Source organism: Synechococcus sp. RC10B2, from assembly GCF_047502635.1.
Window position 1 is genome coordinate 1 of sequence record NZ_JANSHO010000075.1, and the last position, 1,309, is coordinate 1,309.

Consider the following 1,309-nt stretch of genomic DNA (forward strand, 5'->3'; position numbering starts at 1 on the left):
CCGCTCCGAAAGACTTATGCAACGCTGAACAAAGCAGAACTTTGCCCAGCATCGCTGCTTTCTTCCTGCTTCAGCGACCCATGACTAGCGGCAGAGTTCACCCCTACCACCCCGCCAGAGGGATCTCCACAGGCGTCACTTCCCCCAGAGCTTGAGGTAGTTCTGTACCACCGCAACAGGTTTAGGGCTGCATTCAAGTCGCGGTCTAGCTCCAGACCACAACACGGGCAGCAGAACATCCTTTCCTGTAGCGGCATCTTCTGTCGGTGCCCACAGTTGGCTGGACGGATAAAACCTATCCGCCACCACCACCTGACAGCCGTAGAGCCGGGCCTTATACTCTAGCTGTCGCCGAAACTCGTAAAAGCCACAATCTGACAGCGCTCCTGCCAGCTTGTGGTTCTTAAGCAGGTTCTTCACCTGCAAGTCCTCAATCACCACTACCCGATATTTCTTGGCCAGGTAGGTCGTTAGCTTGTGCAGATTGTCTTGCCGAATGTCTGCCACCCGCTTATGGGCCTTAGCGAGCTGTGCTACTGCCTTCTTACGGTTAGCGGATCCCTTCTGCTTACGACTCAGTCGCCGTTGCAGCCTGGCCAGACGCTTCTTCGCTTTGTAATAGGGCTTTGGATTCTCGAATACTTCCCCGTCGGAACAGGTGGCCAAGCGATTGATACCTAAGTCTACTCCCACAACTTCCCCGGTCTTCTCCACCTGAGGCGCCGGAGCTTCATACTTGAAGGAGACATACCAATGTCCAGCGCGAAGACTAATGACCACGTTCTTGGGTGTGGCAGTGGGGAGCAGCTCCGCACAGCGTAACCAACCAAGGATAGGTACCTTGATGCGGTCACCAGAGATGCGGATGCTACCTTCCAAGTAAAAGCTGTCTCGCACTCCCTTGCGTTTGAAGCGGGGGAACTTCCCCAACCCACTCCGCCAGCGCTTAAAGGCTTGCTCCAAGTTGCGGAGGGCCTGCTGAGGAGCGCATTTGGAGACCTGGTAGTACCAGGGATTTTCTTTCTTCACCTCGGCTACCAAGCGCTTGTGCAGGTCAATAGCCGTGGGTAGCTTCTGTTTGGATTCAACAGCCTGCTTGCAGATAGCCAGACCCCAGTTGTAGGCGTGACGAGCTACCCCTGCATGCTGAGCGGCCAAGGTCTTTTGCCGGTTATTTAGTTCCAATCGGGTGCAAAAACCTAGCAACATAACTTTGGGATAGCCGCGGCAGCACGCTTAATTCAGTATGGCTATTTTAGTTCCGTAAGACAATATGTTGTTCAGTAAATTCAGGACTAGAGGCTTGCCC

General features: G+C 54.0%; 2 protein-coding genes. Both read right to left on the bottom strand.

The window, feature by feature from the left end; translation table 11 throughout:
• Positions 1-14: 14 nt before the first annotated feature.
• Positions 15-239, bottom strand: coding sequence for a hypothetical protein (locus NW855_RS11330; protein WP_414402462.1), 225 nt, complete (start codon positions 237-239; stop codon positions 15-17).
• The gene (locus NW855_RS11335; RefSeq protein ID WP_414402461.1) at positions 136-1,185 is read right to left on the bottom strand and encodes an RNA-guided endonuclease InsQ/TnpB family protein; all 1,050 of its coding nucleotides are present in this window, start codon (positions 1,183-1,185) and stop codon (positions 136-138) included. Before NW855_RS11335 ends, NW855_RS11330 begins: the two co-directional genes overlap by 104 nt.
• Positions 1,186-1,309 lie beyond the last annotated feature (124 nt).